This is a genomic window from uncultured Sunxiuqinia sp., assembly GCF_963974515.1.
Taxonomy (GTDB): Bacteria; Bacteroidota; Bacteroidia; order Bacteroidales; family Prolixibacteraceae; genus Sunxiuqinia.
In genome coordinates this window covers 1-15,969 of record NZ_CAXBDD010000090.1, presented here as the reverse complement: position 1 = coordinate 15,969, position 15,969 = coordinate 1, and the positions used below count along the sequence as shown (strand labels likewise).

The 15,969-nt window shown below is 44.4% G+C and carries 19 protein-coding genes; all 19 read right to left on the bottom strand.

Annotated elements, in window-relative coordinates:
- Positions 1-413 (bottom strand): hypothetical protein (locus AAC033_RS15315; RefSeq protein ID WP_339739671.1); only part of this gene is annotated, 413 nt, incomplete at its 3' end.
- A 249-nt stretch (positions 414-662) separates the two neighbouring features.
- Positions 663-1,766 carry a nickel-binding protein gene (locus AAC033_RS15310; protein WP_339739669.1) on the bottom strand — a complete coding sequence of 368 codons (1,104 nt, stop codon included), beginning with the start codon at positions 1,764-1,766 and terminating at the stop codon, positions 663-665.
- Between the two features lie 178 nt (positions 1,767-1,944).
- Entirely contained in the window at positions 1,945-2,691 is a 747-nt protein-coding gene (locus AAC033_RS15305) for an EcsC family protein (RefSeq protein ID WP_339739667.1), read from the bottom strand.
- Positions 2,692-2,824: 133 nt separating this feature from the next.
- On the bottom strand, positions 2,825-3,706 hold the full coding sequence (gene atpG / locus AAC033_RS15300; RefSeq protein ID WP_339739665.1) for an ATP synthase F1 subunit gamma: 882 nt from the start codon (positions 3,704-3,706) through the stop codon (positions 2,825-2,827).
- Between the two features lie 64 nt (positions 3,707-3,770).
- Positions 3,771-5,348: a F0F1 ATP synthase subunit alpha gene (gene atpA / locus AAC033_RS15295; protein ID WP_339739663.1), complete on the bottom strand. Its 1,578-nt coding sequence runs from the start codon at positions 5,346-5,348 to the stop codon at positions 3,771-3,773.
- A gap of 14 nt (positions 5,349-5,362) precedes the next feature.
- Positions 5,363-5,914, bottom strand: a complete 552-nt coding sequence (gene atpH / locus AAC033_RS15290) for an ATP synthase F1 subunit delta (RefSeq protein ID WP_339739660.1) — start codon at positions 5,912-5,914, stop codon at positions 5,363-5,365.
- Between the two features lie 4 nt (positions 5,915-5,918).
- Positions 5,919-6,413 (bottom strand): F0F1 ATP synthase subunit B, encoded by a 495-nt coding sequence (atpF, locus tag AAC033_RS15285; RefSeq protein WP_339739658.1) that lies wholly within the window; start codon positions 6,411-6,413, stop codon positions 5,919-5,921.
- Between the two features lie 76 nt (positions 6,414-6,489).
- On the bottom strand, positions 6,490-6,783 hold the full coding sequence (atpE, locus tag AAC033_RS15280; protein ID WP_339739656.1) for an ATP synthase F0 subunit C: 294 nt from the start codon (positions 6,781-6,783) through the stop codon (positions 6,490-6,492).
- 24 nt (positions 6,784-6,807) lie between these two features.
- Positions 6,808-7,899 carry a F0F1 ATP synthase subunit A gene (gene atpB, locus AAC033_RS15275; RefSeq protein WP_339739654.1) on the bottom strand — a complete coding sequence of 364 codons (1,092 nt, stop codon included), beginning with the start codon at positions 7,897-7,899 and terminating at the stop codon, positions 6,808-6,810.
- A gap of 456 nt (positions 7,900-8,355) precedes the next feature.
- Positions 8,356-8,577, bottom strand: coding sequence for an AtpZ/AtpI family protein (locus tag AAC033_RS15270; RefSeq protein WP_339739652.1), 222 nt, complete (start codon positions 8,575-8,577; stop codon positions 8,356-8,358).
- Positions 8,549-8,932 carry a polymer-forming cytoskeletal protein gene (locus tag AAC033_RS15265; RefSeq protein WP_339739650.1) on the bottom strand — a complete coding sequence of 128 codons (384 nt, stop codon included), beginning with the start codon at positions 8,930-8,932 and terminating at the stop codon, positions 8,549-8,551. Before AAC033_RS15265 ends, AAC033_RS15270 begins: the two co-directional genes overlap by 29 nt.
- Before the next feature lie 214 nt (positions 8,933-9,146).
- The gene (locus tag AAC033_RS15260) at positions 9,147-9,614 is read right to left on the bottom strand and encodes a MaoC family dehydratase (RefSeq protein WP_339739648.1); all 468 of its coding nucleotides are present in this window, start codon (positions 9,612-9,614) and stop codon (positions 9,147-9,149) included.
- A gap of 29 nt (positions 9,615-9,643) precedes the next feature.
- The gene (locus AAC033_RS15255) at positions 9,644-10,645 is read right to left on the bottom strand and encodes a beta-ketoacyl-ACP synthase III (protein ID WP_339739646.1); all 1,002 of its coding nucleotides are present in this window, start codon (positions 10,643-10,645) and stop codon (positions 9,644-9,646) included.
- A gap of 244 nt (positions 10,646-10,889) precedes the next feature.
- Positions 10,890-11,075: a 50S ribosomal protein L32 gene (rpmF, locus tag AAC033_RS15250; protein ID WP_082326499.1), complete on the bottom strand. Its 186-nt coding sequence runs from the start codon at positions 11,073-11,075 to the stop codon at positions 10,890-10,892.
- Positions 11,076-11,087: 12 nt separating this feature from the next.
- Complete coding sequence (locus AAC033_RS15245; protein ID WP_339739643.1) at positions 11,088-11,630, bottom strand: DUF177 domain-containing protein; 543 nt, start codon at positions 11,628-11,630, stop codon at positions 11,088-11,090.
- Between the two features lie 137 nt (positions 11,631-11,767).
- Positions 11,768-12,925 carry a HAMP domain-containing sensor histidine kinase gene (locus AAC033_RS15240; protein ID WP_339739641.1) on the bottom strand — a complete coding sequence of 386 codons (1,158 nt, stop codon included), beginning with the start codon at positions 12,923-12,925 and terminating at the stop codon, positions 11,768-11,770.
- 71 nt (positions 12,926-12,996) lie between these two features.
- Positions 12,997-14,889 carry a 1-deoxy-D-xylulose-5-phosphate synthase gene (gene dxs, locus AAC033_RS15235; RefSeq protein WP_339739639.1) on the bottom strand — a complete coding sequence of 631 codons (1,893 nt, stop codon included), beginning with the start codon at positions 14,887-14,889 and terminating at the stop codon, positions 12,997-12,999.
- 124 nt (positions 14,890-15,013) lie between these two features.
- Positions 15,014-15,796: a histidinol-phosphatase HisJ family protein gene (locus AAC033_RS15230; protein WP_339739637.1), complete on the bottom strand. Its 783-nt coding sequence runs from the start codon at positions 15,794-15,796 to the stop codon at positions 15,014-15,016.
- The coding region (locus AAC033_RS15225) for a hypothetical protein (protein WP_339739635.1) at positions 15,790-15,969 on the bottom strand (180 nt) is incomplete at its 5' end. The genes AAC033_RS15230 and AAC033_RS15225, both read right to left, overlap by 7 nt.

Here is a 15,969-nt window from a genome sequence, read left to right as displayed (position 1 = left end):
ATGACTTTCGAATCTTCATCAATGATCACGGTATGGCCGGGGGGCATGTAAAACACTTCACCTGCTGTTACAACTACCGTCTTTTTGTCCTTGTCAATGATTCGAAGTTTTCCTTTTTCCACATAGCCCCAGTGCGGTACCTGACACAGGTCATCTTTTAAGCCAACAAGCACAGGGGTATAATCAGTACCGGCAGGTACTTCATTAATGGTAACGGCTAGTCCGCCCCATCCGCCAACCATATTAATGATGTTGCCTTTGGGGAAGTCGTTGGGTGAAATGTGTATTGGCCCCGTGTATTCGTGCGGATGCAACACCAGTTCATGTGAGTCTTTTTCCTGCGATGCTCCGGCTAAACTCAAAAAGAGTGCAAGCAGAACTGGCATCGTCTTCATTGCTTTAATTATTTCCATGATACTTGAAATTAAGTGATTAAATAATTGAATGCGGAATTAACGTATTGATATCGATAATCCTGTAAGGCAAAGTTATGACCGAATAGGTAGCGAAGTCTACCACTTTTCATTCAAGGAATAACACATTTGATTCATTTGAAATTTGATCGGCTAGCCCGTCTTGAGCTTCGGTGTGTGTTGGTCTTATCGGTTCAGGAGTCGTATTGTTACAGTGCTTCTTAGGGAGAAGAAGGATTTATAATGTCGTTAAATTGCAATCTTGGAGGGATTGATTCTGAATTTTTCATGGAAACATTTGGCGAAGTATGAAGGGTTGTGGTATCCCACTTCCAAAGCAATTTCAGAGATGTTGTACCGATTTTCCCTGATCAGGGAAAGGGCTTTGTTTAGGCGGATGTCGCGGATGAAATTCACAGGCGAACGGCCCGTGATAGCTGTCACTTTTCGATAGAGTTGTGGCCTGCTGATGCCAATTTCTTTTGAAAGGTACTCCACCCCGAAGGCAAAATCAGAAAACCGACTTTCGGTAATGTCCATGAGACTATCCAGAAATGTTTGCTCTGACGGGCTCATGATTCGCAGACCGATGCTTTTTTTGATGATTTCTTTGGTCGAGCAAAGTTTTTCAAATAAGTGAGAGGTAAGAATTTCGCTATCTCTGGCAATCAAGCACATGCGCTGACTTATTTGCATCGCTTTTTCAAAAAATCCGCCTTTCTCAGTAAGTGGCTGCCCCACGCTGATACCCATGTTGAAAGAGATGTTGTATTGGTTGGCATCTGGTTTTGTGCGCTTGTTCAAAAACTCTTTTTGAATCATGTAGGCGCACTGAAGGATTTTTTCGGGGCTTTCGAATACCGCAATGACGTGATCAAAGCCCCCGGTGCGAACTTCTTTTCCTTCAAAAGTTGAGATCAGTTGGAGTGCTTTGTTCTTGGGTCCTTTGGGGAGTTTGAGTTGATCGAAGTCAATAAAACCGGAGCTGTTTGTTTTGGCCAAAATATCAAGTGTGAGAATGTAGCGGTAGCCCGTGTCAATTTTTCCATTTTCGTGTCTGACCAAACCATGATCCACCTGCTGGTTTTCGCCCATGAACATGTCGTACATGCCGCCCTCCACTTCAACAATCTGGCAGGCCGTAAATCCGTTGGCTTCGCGATGGGTTGCTGCGCAGGATTCCTTGTCAGGGCCTTCCATCAAACAGTAAACTGTTCCGGCTTCTTCATTGAACCAGTATTGATGATACACCACTCCATATTTTTCCTGGACGGCCAGATCAGCCAGGTGTGCTCTCCTGGTATCCTCCACGGAAAGCTCACCCACAAAATGAATATCCATGTATAGCGGCATAACTACTTTTTTTGTGAAAGGAGGCCTATGCAAGTTAGCCAATTTGTACGATATTCGGACAATTAACTCTTAAATAAAATTCTAAGTTTGGTTGAGGGTGTCTTCGATTTTCGTTCCATTTCGCATGGTATTTGACAGTGGATGTGGCCAATCCAAGTCACTCAAAGCAAACTCCGGTTTAGGCTTGCAGGTGTAATCTCATGCGATAAGCATTCATGGCAAAGGTGCCCAGGCGGGTCGTTAGTCTGTAATTGACAACAGCACCCACTCCCGCTCCAACACCAGGAATTAGCTGAAGTAATTTGGCCAGGTCGAGGTGATCGCGGTATTCTTCCCAGTAGGTTCTCCAATCCAGTTGATTGAGATCAGCAGGTAACCTGTGTTTATGGTCGTCCCACTCAGCTATGATGCGATAAATCTTATTTCGGTGCTCCTGACTCGAAAAGGCGAGCTGGAAAACATACAATATAAAGATCCGTTCCCGGTAGTCCTGGGTGTCGAAACCATAGTTTGCAGCTAGTTCAAACAACATCTTCATCTTGATTGACATCCAGAGTGGGAGGTCGGCAAAGCCCCAGACGATCCCACCAAATCCGGTTGCTGCTCCTTCGGCGGCAGCGGTTGAACGGTAGAATTTGATGCGTTCCTTGATTTTGGCTTCCCGTAGCTCGAGGGGAGCATCCGACAGGATTAGTCGTGGAGTGATCATTCCGGAACCAGTCATAATGGTCCGCGTCATGTGTTTTATGGCCTGGGTGATTGCCTGGTGTGCTTTTTCAGGGATTAGGCTGTTTGCTCTTGTCTGTAGCTTTTTAGTGGCTCCACTTAACACCGATGGTTTTCGTTGCATTTTTTGTTGCCACAAGTTCAGCTCGATCAAAATCTGATTCTTATAGACATCGGAACCGGAAGTATTCCTATTCATAGCTATCCTGGCTTTTATAAAATGACAGTTTTAGACCCGCATTTGTTCTTCGTTTGTCCGGGATATTCATTGCCAGTAAATGGCGTGATAGCGAAATCTGAGTTGTTTCAGAAGAGATCCGTACTCAACTCAATCATCCATTGAGCGCTTCGGCTCCGTTGGTCACTTCCAGAATTTCGTTGGTAATAGCAGCCTGACGGGCCTTATTGAAGGTCAGGGTTAAGTCTTTTATCAGATCGGTCGCATTGTCCGTTGCCTTGTGCATAGCGGTCATACGGGCTCCTTGTTCTGCAGCGTTCGAGTCGAGTAGGGCTCTGTATAATTGGATTTTCAGCGATCGTGGAATGAGTTCCTCTACAATTTGCTCTTTTGTCGGTTCATAAATGAAATCGAGATGGGTAGTAACCTCCTCTTCGTCGGCAGCAATTTCGACGGGTAAAAATTGTTCTGTGGTGCAGATTTGAACGGCAGCATTTTTAAATTCGTTGTAAACCAGTTCTATCCGGTCGTATTTTTGCTCTGTGAAATCAGCCATCAGGTTCGATGCCAGCTTTGAAGAGTGCTCAAAGGTCAGGGGGTCAAAAATATCATTGGCTTGTCCTACAATGGGCATTTTTTTCAGCTTCAGGTATTTCTCACCTTGTTTTCCAACGATAAGAAACCCGAGTTGTCCCAATTTCAGTTGTTTGTTGTATTTGGTTAGTGCCAATTCGTACGCTGTTTTGGCGATGTTGGTATTAAAAGCACCACAAAGCCCGCGGTTCGAGCTAATCAGAATTAGCAGCACCTTTTCCGGTTCGCGTTGTTGGGTATAAACGGATTCATCGCTGTTCTCCAGGCTAGAGCCAATGGAACTGAGTATTTCGTGCAGCTTATCGGCGTAAGGCCTGATCTGAAGGATGGCATCCTGAGCCTTCTTGAGCTTGGCAGCCGAAACCATTTTCATGGCACTGGTCACTTGCCGGGTGGTTTTTACCGATGAAATTCGTGTGCGTATTTCTTTTAAACTGGCCATCTTCTAGAAATGATTGAATGGTTGAATGATCGAAATTTTCGTGTTCGATCATTCAATCGTTTCATTATTTAAATCGTTCTGCTACTTCTTTTGCTACTTTTTCCAGAACTCTGATAATATCGTCATTGAGGATTCCTTTTCTCAATTGATCGAGTGTAGGGCGATATTCCATTTCCAGCATATCGATAAAATCTTTCTCGAAGGCTTTCACCTTTTCCACCGGAATGGGGCGCAGGAGTTCCTTGGTGCCGCAGTAAATGATTGCGATTTGGTGCTCGATTTTTATTGGGGCATACTGTCCCTGCTTCAAAATCTCTACGTTCTTGCGTCCTTTGTCGAGCACACGCATGGTTGCAGCATCCAGGTCGGATCCAAATTTGGAGAATGCTTCCAGTTCGCGAAACTGGGCCTGGTCAAGCTTCAGTGTTCCGGAGATCTTTTTCATGGCTTTCACCTGTGCGTTACCACCCACACGCGAAACCGAAATTCCCACGTTAATCGCTGGCCGCACTCCGGAGTTAAACAAGTTGGATTCCAGGAAAATCTGACCATCGGTAATCGAAATCACGTTGGTAGGAATATAGGCTGAAACGTCGCTGGCCTGTGTTTCAATGATGGGCAAGGCGGTGAGTGAGCCTCCCCCTTTAACCTTTCCTTGCAGGCACTCGGGCAGGTCGTTCATTTTTGCAGCGATTTCGTCGGAGTCAATAATTTTTGCCGCACGCTCCAGCAGTCGCGAGTGTAAGTAAAAAACGTCACCCGGATAAGCTTCACGGCCTGGTGGACGGCGAAGCAGCAGGGAAACCTCACGATAGGAAACGGCTTGTTTTGAAAGATCATCAAAAACAATTAAGGCATCCCGTCCGGTATCACGGAAATATTCGCCAATAGAAGCTCCGGCATAGGGGGCATAATATTGAAGAGCTGCCGGATCGGAGGCCGTCGCCGAAACGATGACCGTGTAATCCATAGCGCCATATTTTTTGAGGGTTGCCGCAATGTTGGCAACGGTTGATCCCTTTTGGCCAACGGCAACATAAATACAGTAAACCGGCGTTCCGGCTTCGTAATTTTCGCGTTGATTGATGATGGTATCGATGGCCACAGCTGTTTTTCCGGTTTGGCGGTCGCCGATGATCAACTCGCGCTGTCCACGTCCAATCGGGATCATGGCATCAATGGCTTTAATGCCGGTTTGTAAGGGCTGGGTAACGGGTTGCCGGAAAATAACTCCTGGAGCTTTGCGTTCCAACGGCATCTCAAATTTTTCGCCCTGAATAGCTCCTTTTCCGTCGATAGGCTCGCCAATGGTGTTGATTACCCTTCCTAATACTCCTTCGCCTACTTCAATGGAGGCGATTCGTCGCAGACGTTTTACGGTGTCGCCTTCTTTGATGTGCTCTGATGGACCTAAAAGCACGGCTCCAACATTGTCTTCTTCAAGGTTCAGAACAATTCCCTTCATGCCATCTTCGAACTCAAGCATTTCGTTTGCTTCAACATTTGAAAGCCCGTAGATACGGGCGATACCATCACCAACCTGGAGTACTGTTCCAACTTCCTCCAATTCGGCTTGTGACTTAAAGCCTTCCAGTTGCTGTTTTAGTATTGCGGATACTTCGGCGGGTTTAATATCAGCCATTGTTATGTAATTTTTTACTTGTTGATTTCAGTTTGTAAAAATTCTTCTTTGACCTTACGCAGCTTAGAGGCCATGCTGGCATCAACCTGGCGGTCGTCAACACGCAACACAAATCCTCCGATCATGTCGGTGTTTACCCGTTGGCTTAATTCAACTTTCGTTTTAAAATCGCTTTCGAGTTGTTGTTGTATTTGGGTGACCAATTCTTTTTGTAATGGAATCGCAGTGGTAATGACAGCCAATTTGATGCCCTGGTCTTTACGATACAATGCAGCAAAATTGCGACAGATTCCCGGAGTGAAGATCTCACGCTTGTTTTTAGCCACCATCCCCAAAAAGTCACCCGTCAGTTTGTTTACTTTTCCTTCGAAGATCATCTTCAGAAGCTTGACTTTTTGCGATGTTTTTACAACCGGACTTTCCAAAAGCAATCGTAGATCGGTACTTTCGTTAATCAGCAGTTCGATCATCTCCATGTCTTTCTTCACCTCATCCAGCAATTGTTTTTCTTTTGCCAGGCTGAAAAGGGCTTTCGCGTAGCGGACGGTCACTTTACTTTGATCCATGAAACTATTGTAATTTAAGATCTTTCAGGAGGTCCTCAACCAGGTTTTCCTGAGAGGCCTTGTCTTTTAATTCTCTTTGGATGACTTTTTCGGCTACCAGGACGGACAATTCAGCGATTTGTTTTCTCATTTCGCTGATGGCAGCTTGTTTCTCAGCTTGAATTTGCTGACGCGCTGCGGCAACAATTTTTTGTCCTTCGACGGATGCCTGGGTTTTTGCCTCAGCCAACAGGTTATCTTTTAAGTCTCTGGCTTCTTTTATGATCAAATCCTTTTCTTTTTTTGCCTGCGCAATAATCTTTTCGTGATCTGCTTTTAGGTCCTTCACTTCTTCGCGGGCTTTATCAGCTGACGAAAGCGCGTTGGCGATCGAAGTTTCCCGGTCTTTGAGCGCTGTCAAAATAGGCTTCCAGGCAAACTTCTTCAGGATAATAAGCAGAATCCCAAAGATAATAGTCATCCAAAACAGGGTTCCAAAATCCGGAGTAACAAATCCCATAACGTGTGTTTTTTTTAGTTGTTGTTGTCCAGCCTCCCGGCAACCCCGGGAGCGGACAACCAATCAATACATGCCTTTAAACAAAAAGGACCAGAGCACAGGTGATAACAGCAAAGAACGCAACACCTTCAATTAGAGCTGCCGATACGATCATACTTGACCGGATATCGCCGCTGGCTTCTGGCTGGCGTGCAATTGCTTCCATGGCTGCGGCACCGATTTTGCCGATACCCATACCTGCACCAATGGCAGCAAAACTTGCTCCAAGAGCTGCACCTAATTTTGCAAAACCTTCAAAAGTGGCGGCTGCTGTTTCCGCATCCAGCACATCTGTTACTTGCAATAGAACTGTTAAAATAGCTGATAGCATAAATGTTAATTTATTGTGTTAAAACTAGTGATGTTCTGCTTTGGCCATCCCAAAATAAAGGGCTGACAGTAAGGTGAAAACATAAGCCTGAATAAATGATACCAACAGATCAAGCATCAGGATAAAAAGAGAAAATACGATGGATACCGGGCTGATTGCCAAACCTGCCGTGGGGCCCATTAGCTTTCCGAAAATAAAAATCAGGCTGACGAATACGGTCACAATCATGTGCCCGGCCATCATGTTGGCAAAGAGACGAACCATCAACACAAAAGGTTTGGTAATTACACCTGATAGTTCAATGATTGGCATCAGTGGAAGAGGGAATTTTAACCACATGGGAACATCGGGGTTGAAAATTTCTTTCCAGTAATGCTTGTTGCCATTCAGGTTGGTCACCGCAAAGGTAAACAGGGCCAGCGACATGGTCACGGCAATATTTCCGGTAACATTCGCTCCAAATGGAAAAATTGGGATCAGCCCCATCAGGTTGTTCAGCAAAATAAAGAAGAACAAGGTTAAGAGAAAGGGCATGAACTTTTCGTATTTCTTGTCGCCAATGGCAGGCTTCGCAATTTCGTCGCGAACAAACAGGATGATTGGCTCAACGGTGTTTTGAATGCCTTTGGGCGCTTGTCCGGCCCGTCGTTTGGCGGATTTTGCTGCTGAAATAAAAATCAGGAGCAAAAGGACGACGCTGAAAAGTGCTCCGGCGATTACTTTGGTAATGGATAAGTTTATGGGCAGTCCGATGACTTCTCCCTGTTGGTTGACTTCCTCAATTTTACCCGAGTTTTCACCTTCGTGTGAAATGCGAAAATTTTTATAGGTTGTGTTTCCGTGATCGAACTTCGAAGACATAAAAACGTGCCATCCACTGGTTTTGCTATACAGGATAATGGGGAGCGGTACGGCAATGTGTGTTTCTCCGATGGTTGCCAGATGCCATTCAAATGCATCGGCCACGTGGTGCATGATGTATTCGCCAGGAATAAATTCTTTGGAATGCGAATCGTGGCTGTCAGCTTCAGCAAAAACAGGTGTTGATGTGATGCCGAATATTAAAAGAAAAAATAGAATAAAAGCGGTATATCTTTGGCTTTTTGTTGCTTTCATAAAGTTTTAATCAGTCTGAATGTCACTTTTAAAAAAGTACCTCCAAATTACTAAAAAAATCAATTGTTTCAAGTTAATTCTTCAATTTTACGACGTAGCTTATTTCAGCAACTTCCAATATCGTGAAGCAAACATAGCCGATTAGATAATTGATTAAGAATAATTTTGCCTGTTCACTTTTCGCCATAAAAAAAACAATGGCTACAAGCAGGTAGAATAACAATTTCATTGTGCTTAAAACCATATACCGGGCTGTGAACTTCGGCATGTTACTTTCGGCAATTCTTAACAAATAAAAGTGGACAAGGTTTGTTGTGACAAAGAAAAAAATAAGAATAAATGGCCACGGTTCGAAGAGGTGTTGCGGAATGATCTGAGTATAAAGTACCCAGCCTAAAACCAGCAGCGTTGCGAATAGGATAACAGACCGGCTTAAGAATCGCTTGATGAGTGCGTTCATTTCAGAAAGTTTTTAATGGCATGATAAATGGCGGCGATAACAGAGATAATCATAAATGCCAGCGTAAAAGCAGGAAAAGACAGATCGAGCCACCGATCGATCTTGAACCCAGCAAAGACACTGAGCCCCATAATGGCAATCATTTCAAAAGCCAGGTTGGAGTAGCGTATAAAATCGTCAAACTTCTTTTTATGCTTTTTTAAGTTCTTTGGTTTCATCGTGTTTGATTTGTTCGCCCATTTTGCACGAACCGGAAAATAAAGCGCCGGGTTCAATGCTCAATTTTCCCGTGCTAATTTCTCCATAAATCTTCGATGAAGATTTCAGGCTTAAAAGCTGTTCAATCTGAAGTTTTCCTTTTTGGTAGCCCGATATTTCACAATCTTTGCACCGAATTTCTCCGGTAACTTTTCCCGTGTCTCCAACGACCACTCTGCCGGAGCAATCTAAATTTCCGTTCAATTCCCCATCGATCCTGATGTCGCCATCCGAAACAACATCACCAGTGATGCGGGTTCCTTTTCCGATTAAATTAATTCCTTGAGAATCAATTTCATTACTTGTTTTTGCCATGCTGTGTGTTTTTTTGAAGAGCATCAAATATACTAAGAAACTGGTTTAAATCTTCGGCTTTTCTTCGATCTTGTCATGACACATGATTAAAAACAGGAAACCTCCTTCATACACAACCAAGCCGTGGCATGATTTTTCAGACCGGAAAAAATGAAAATCGATTACCTAATGTAAACGATTGGATCAAAAATTTATTCTGTCAGGCAAGGAATGGTTAATTGTTGAAATGATACAGGAAGGTGATGGTGCCATCAAAAGCTGGCTTTTTGCTTCCTTCGATTTCCATTTGAACCCGGAGTTTGATCCGGCTAATTCCCCGGAGGTTGGTACATTCCTGCAACCACACGTGTGTGCGTACCTTGCTGTTTACCAAAACCGGAGAGCCAAATTTAAACTGTTCGATGCCGTAATTGACAAGCATTTTAAAGTTCTTCACTTCCACGACTTGTTCCCACATGTATGGAAGCAGTGAAAGGGTTAAGTAACCATGGGCAATGGTACTTCCAAAAGCACCTTCGGTTTTTGCTTTTTCGGGGTTGGTATGAATCCATTGGTGATCCAGAGTTGCTTCCGCAAATTTGTCGATTTGTTCTTGGGTCACCGTGTGGTAGTCCGAAACACCCAGCTTTTCACCCAGGTAGTTCTCAAACTCCTGGTGGCTTTGAATTAACAGTCTGCTCATGAGGGCTATCGTTTATGTTCTTTTTGAGATTATTTGTCTGTGTCATAGGCCCATTTCAAATACATGGACCCCCAGGTGAAACCGGCACCAAAAGCGGCTAAGATAATGTTGTCACCTTTTTTTAGCTGACTTTCATAATCGTACAAACACAGTGGAATAGTTGCTGCGGTTGTGTTGCCATATTTTTGAATGTTGATCATCACTTGTTTCGGGCTGATTTTCATGCGGCGCGCAACAGCATCAATGATGCGCATATTTGCCTGGTGAGGAACCAGCCAAGCCAGATTTTCGGGAGTCACCTTGTTTTTCTCCATGATTTCGACTGCCACATCGGCCATGCGTGATACGGCATATTTGAATACCGTTTGCCCATCCTGATGAACGTAATGCATCCGTTTTTCCACGGTTTCAATTGAAGCGGGAAACTTGGAGCCACCGGCTTTCATGTGCAGGTAGTGGCGTCCTTTGCCATCGGTGTGATTGATGTGGTCGATAATGCCGAGATCTTCGGTCGTGGGCTCAAGCAAAACTGCTGCAGCTCCATCGCCAAACAGTGGACAGGTGCTTCGGTCGGTGTAGTCGGTTATTGACGACATCATGTCAGCACCAACAATAATCACCTTTTTGTACCGGCCGCTTTCAACAAATTGAACACCGGTAGTTAAAGCAAATACAAACCCGGAACAGGCTGCGTTGATGTCGAAACTCCACGCATTGGTCAGCCGTGCTTTCCGGCTGATTACATTGGCAGCTGCCGGCAACGGCCTGTCGGGGGTAATGGTGGCACATATCAGCAGATCAATTTCGTCGGGATGGGTGTTTGTTTTCTTCAGCAGTTCGTTCACCGCTTCGGTTCCCATGTCTGAAGTCGCTTTTCCATCCCCTTTAAGGATGCGTCTTTCTTTAATACCGATGCGTTGCATGATCCATTCATCGGTGGTCTCAACCATAGTGCTTAATTCTTCATTGGTGAGCCTGTATTCAGGTAAAAAGGCACCAATGCCTGTGATAGCAGCACGAATATCTCGCATAATTTGTACTTTATTCAATCCAATAACGCAGTCATTTCCTGAATGAAAGCACATTGGCAGTTGATTAACAAAATTCAGTTAAAATAATTGCGAAAGATAGGGTGAAAAATTTGAACAGCAAAGAAAAACCGGGCAAAAGAATGCCTGTAAGTCGTTTTAAAACAATTAATTAAACTGTTCGAAAAGTTTATTGAAGGGGTAAAAAAAGATCAGAAGAGCCTGTCTTCTGATCGTGTTATGAAGGTTAAACAGTAACGTCTTTTTCGATTGCAAGCTTACCGCGGTAATACCCACATTCTGGACAAACAGTATGGTATTTTACTGTGGTGCCACAGTTAGAACACGTTGCCAATGTTGATGGCGTTGCTTTATAGTGTGTTCTTCTCTTATCCCTTCTGGATTTTGATGTTTTGTGTTTTGGATGTGCCATTTTAAAAAGTCTTTATTTGTTATCTAATAATTTTTTCAATTCATCCCACCTTGAGTCTGTCTTCTCAGGTTCTTCTTCCGGTTCTACCTTTACAGACAACAGGTTTAGCCGCTTTAGCATTTCCGGGTTGCACAGGCTTTTGCCATCGGCATCGTCCGAATGAACATGCTTAATTGGAATCGATAAAATGATGAAGTCATAAATGAGTTTGGCAATTGGAATGTGTGTTTCGCCCGGGCTGATCCAGATCACATCGTCACCTTCCTCAAATTTCTCTTCTCCATACTTTACAAAAACCCTGTTTTCACTTTCAACCGGTTGGTCAAACAAGTCTAAACAGCGATCGCATTGTATATTTACCGTTCCTTTTACATGAAACCAAAGAACCATTAATGCACTTTGTTTTTCCAGCTCCAGTTTTACGTCAACACGCCCATCGCCGACGATTCCTCCGTCGAAATACTCAAAGAATTGCTTTCCGATCTGGTAGTCAAATTCATGCTTGCCAATTGCAAGTCCTTTGAGTGCAATGTTGTATGCTTTCAAATTTGCCATTGCTTGGAAAAAAGTGTTGCAAAAGTATAAAAAATAAACAAACGGAGAAAATTATCTGATTTTTTTAACATCGAATCCAGCCTTTTCTGCAAAATTCTTTCTTTCAAGCGATTATCGAAATCAAAGATGTTGAAAAATCAACCGTTTCGCAAAATTATACGAAAGGTAGTCCCTTTGCCGATTTCCGAGTGTTTAATGAAAATTTTGCCTTGGTGGTAATTCTCGACAATGCGCTTGGCCAGCGAGAGTCCAAGACCCCAACCACGCTTTTTGGTCGTGTATCCAGGCTCGAAAATGGTCTTGAACTGTGATTTCGGAATTCCTTTGCCATTGTCGGAAATATCGAGTATGAATTGGTCCTTTTTCTTGATCAACTGCAGATTAATCACACCGTCGGATTCGATGGCATCGATGGCATTTTTACACAAATTTTCAATGACCCAACTAAATAGGGCAGCATTGTGAGGAACCTCGTAACGGACCTTTTCATCCAGATCAAGTTTGAAGCGAACTTTTTTCGACGAGCGGTTTTCGAGGTAACTGACGGTTGATTGCAGGACTAGCTTGAGGTCGTCGGTTAGTAGTTCGGGTGCTGAACCAATTTTGGAAAAGCGTTCGGTGATTTTTTCGAGGCGGGAAACATCTTTTTGAATTTCTTCAATCATGTTTTCATCCATGTTTTTCATTTTCAGGATCTCAATCCAGGCCATTAACGATGAGATGGGCGTGCCCAGCTGGTGTGCGGTTTCTTTCGACATGCCTACCCAAACCTGGTTTTGTTCGGCATTTCGCGATGCGCTAAAGGCAAAATAGGACACGGAGATAAATAGCATGATGACTCCAAATTGTACCAGTGGGAAATAACGCAGGTTAAGCAACAGGTTGGAGTCGCGGTAGAATAAATATTGCGAAACATCCTTCGAAAGGACAATTTCTATGGGGGCTTTTTGGCTTGTCATTTTCGCCAGTTCCTGCTGAAGAACAATTTCCCGGCGTTTTTCATTGTATTTAATGTTTCGGTCGCCCAAAATTGTCCCGTCGGCGGAAGTCCAGACAATGGGAATGGTGGTGTTGTTCTCCATGATTGTCTGAAGGAACGTCAGATCCTGATTTCCTCCGGCCTCCGTATCCACCAGTCTTTTCATGGCTTCAGCCCAAAGCTCCACACTTTTCCGTTCCTGAATCGACATCTGACCAATCAGCCAGTTGGTATAAAACAGAGAGCCGGCTCCGATGATTACTGCAGCAAGGAGGAGTAGAATTTTCCAGCGCCTTTTTTTAAAATAGAGTTCCAAGCTAATAATGTTTAGTTCATTTTGCTAAACGCATCATCCCGATAGAAAGTATGTGTGTGTTGAAATTACAATTATATCTGCAGCAATTCAATACAAGCCTGGTAAATGCCTTTCTGGTCGAAGCCGCAATCGCGTTGCAATTCTTCAGGCGTTCCGTGTTCAATAAACTGATCGGGAACCCCAAGGCGGACCAGTTTGGCGTGATAATCGTTTGCAGCCATAAACTCGAGTACGGCAGAACCAAAACCTCCCTGAATTACGCCATCTTCGACGGTAATAATTTTCTTGAATTGCTTAAACACCTGGTGAAGCAGCTCTTCATCGATTGGTTTGACAAAACGCAGGTCGTAATGGGCAGCGGAAATGTTTTTGTTTTTGAGGGATTTGACAGCTCGCGAGGCGGCGATTCCAGTGGTGCCAATGGTCAGAATGGCTAGTTCTTCACCTTCCGAAATGATTCGGCCCTTGCCAACTTCGATCGGTTCAAATTCCTGTTTCCAGTCAACTTTACATCCACAGCCTCGCGGATAGCGAATGGAGAAGGGGCCCATATTTTCCTGCTGCGCGGTGTACATTAGGTTGCGCAGTTCAATTTCGTCCATCGGGGCGGATACAATCATATTGGGAATGTTACGCATGTAGGCCAGGTCGAACACCCCGTGATGTGTTGCTCCGTCGGCGCCAACCAGCCCGCCGCGGTCGAGGCAAAATACGACGTTCAGTTTTTGGATGGCTACGTCATGGATAATCTGGTCGTATGCCCGCTGCATAAAGCTGGAGTAGATATTACAAAAAGGCACCAGCCCCTGGATCGCCATTCCCGCCGAAAAAGTTACCGCATGGGGCTCAGCAATGCCCACATCAAAGGCACGATCAGGCATTTTTTCCATCATGATGTTGAGTGAGCTGCCAGTTGGCATGGCGGGCGTTACCCCTACGATCTTAGGATTTATTTCGGCCAACTCGACAAGCGTGTTCCCAAAAACATTTTGAAACTTCGGAGGCTTGTTCAATTCGCATTCGCAACCGATGATTTCGCCGGTGTCCTTATCAAATTTTCCAGGGGCATGGTAAACTGTCTGGTTCATTTCTGCCAGTCTGAAACCTTTGCCTTTTTTAGTAAGAACATGAAGTAACTTGGGGCCTTTAATCGCACGCAGGTCGCGCAGTACGTTGGTCAGGTATTCCACATCGTGCCCGTCAACCGGCCCAAAATAACGAATGCCCAAACTTTCAAAAAGATTGGACTCTTTTAGCAGATAAGATTTCAGGGCCCCTTCGGTTTTCTGAACCAACCGCCGGGCTTTTGGCCCAAACCCGTTGAGTTTCCCCAATCCTTCCCAAACTTCGTTTTTGAGTTTGTTGTATGATTTTGATTTGGAGATATTCAATAAATAATTGCTAACGCCCCCCACATTGGGGTCGATAGCCATGTTGTTATCATTTAGTATGATAAGTACGTCCGAGTTGTTCGACGCGGCATTGTTCAACCCTTCAAAGGCCATTCCTCCGGTCATAGAGCCATCGCCAATAACGGCTACAATCTTCCGGTCTTTTTCTTTTTTGACGGTTGCGGCCAGGGCCATGCCAAGTGCAGCAGAAATTGAGGTACTGGCATGTCCAACACCAAAGGCATCATATTCACTCTCCGAGGGTTTAGGGAAGCCGCTGATTCCCTTGTACTTTCGGTTGGTGTGAAATTCGGCCCGGCGACCGGTTAAAATTTTGTGCCCGTAGGCCTGATGTCCGACATCCCAGATGAGCTGGTCGTAAGGGGTATTGTAAACGTAGTGAAGAGCTACGGTAAGTTCAACCACGCCGAGACTGGCCCCCAGATGTCCCGGATTATTCGATACTTCGTCAATAATGAACTGCCGGAGTTCATCACAAAGTGAAGTCAATTCTTCCTCTTTTAACAGACGTAAGTCGGATGGAGTGTTGATCTTTTCAAGTATACTTCCCACAGGTTCTTCAATGAAAAAAAATTAGGCCTCAAAGATACAATTTCTATTAGTTACAGCCTGAACTAAAAACAGATTTAAATTAAACAGCATATGTTGTCTGCAAGTTTTTAGTCTTTCAGTTAATTTAGATTCGGATCATTTTTCGCTCACGGTTTTTGAAGGTCACAATTTCTTCAAAGCCAATTTTCTTCATCAGGTTGAGGGCTGTTTCATAATGGCGGGCGATTTGGGTGGTGCTGTGGGCATCCGATGAGATGGTCATCGGAATGTGGTGCTGGTAGCAAAGGGCAACAAGTTCGGGGCTGGGTGTTAATTCGGCGCAGGGGCGGTCCAGTCCTCCCGTGTTGAGTTCCACCACCACATTGCTTTCCTTGAGTACTTTCAGCGTGTCTTCCATGAGCCGACTCTGGTCGCTTTCGGGATAAACACGAAACTTCTTGATGATGTCGAGGTGGCCGATCGTATCAAATAAACCTGATCGGGCGGCTAGTTGGATTAACTCGTAATACATGTTGTATAGCTCATCGTTCGACCATTTTCCGTAAAGCGACTGATCGGTATCGAAATTCCAGTCACCAATAAAATGAACCGAGCCAATGACATAGTCCAGGGGTAAACTACTGATGATTTTCAGGATTTCTTTTTCTCTTCCAGGGAAGTAGTCCATTTCGATCCCATAGCGGACCTTGATTTGCGAACTGTATTTATCACGAAGCTCCAGGATCTGCTCGGTCATCACGGGGATGTCAATCGGCATGACGGCCCATTCGACTGTCTTTAGGCAAACATGATCGCTAAAACCGACTTCCTCAAGTCCGATGTCAATGGCTGTTTTGATCATCTCTTCGTAGGAGTTCTTCCCGTCGGAAAGAACACTGTGCATGTGGTAATCAACCAATCCTACCATAGTCTATTCTTTATTTGCAATGTGAAGTTTGAAACGGATGATGAAATCTGAGATTCGGTTTTTTTGCATCCTAAAATTAATGAAAGCAAGCGAATATAAAAATAGCGGTGAAAGTTTGATTGGATGATTTTGGTGGAAGCTCTTTCCGCAGCTTCTTTGAGAGGAACAGCTTT